This window comes from Amphritea pacifica (assembly GCF_016924145.1).
GTDB lineage: Bacteria > Pseudomonadota > Gammaproteobacteria > Pseudomonadales > Balneatricaceae > Amphritea > Amphritea pacifica.
Map to the genome: position 1 here is coordinate 1 of NZ_JAFFZO010000143.1, position 387 is coordinate 387.

Below are 387 nucleotides of genomic sequence, written 5' to 3' on the forward strand. Positions count from 1 at the left end.
GTTTGGCAGTCCGGCGGTAACGGATGCTTCTTCCCGGCACCATGCAACAAACTGCCCGGGTGATGGCAGAAATGGTCGATTCTGCCGACGGGCTACGCGCATTCCTGCGTTAACCTGTTCCATCGTGGTGATCCCGTTTTCCCGAAAAGCCAGAACCCACTGGCGACGGATTTCGTTCACTTCGTTCTGGTCACGGTTAGCCAGGCTCGCCGGGAAAGTTGCCAGTAACTGGCTGAACACACCGTTGATGATCTGCGCTACCTGCTGTACCTGCGGCTTTTCGTCGTACTGTTCCGGCATGTTGTTGGCGATCCGACGCATCTGCTCACGGTCAAAGTTAACCATCTGTGCGGCGATGTTTTTCATAGATCCACCCCGTAAATCCAG

1 protein-coding gene is annotated in these 387 nt (G+C 55.3%); it reads right to left on the bottom strand.

From position 1 onward, the window contains the following. Positions 1 to 366, bottom strand: a 366-nt coding sequence (locus JW499_RS21805) for a replication protein P (protein ID WP_269814598.1), incomplete at its 3' end; no start/stop codon positions are given. Between the last annotated feature and the right edge of the window lie 21 nt (positions 367 to 387).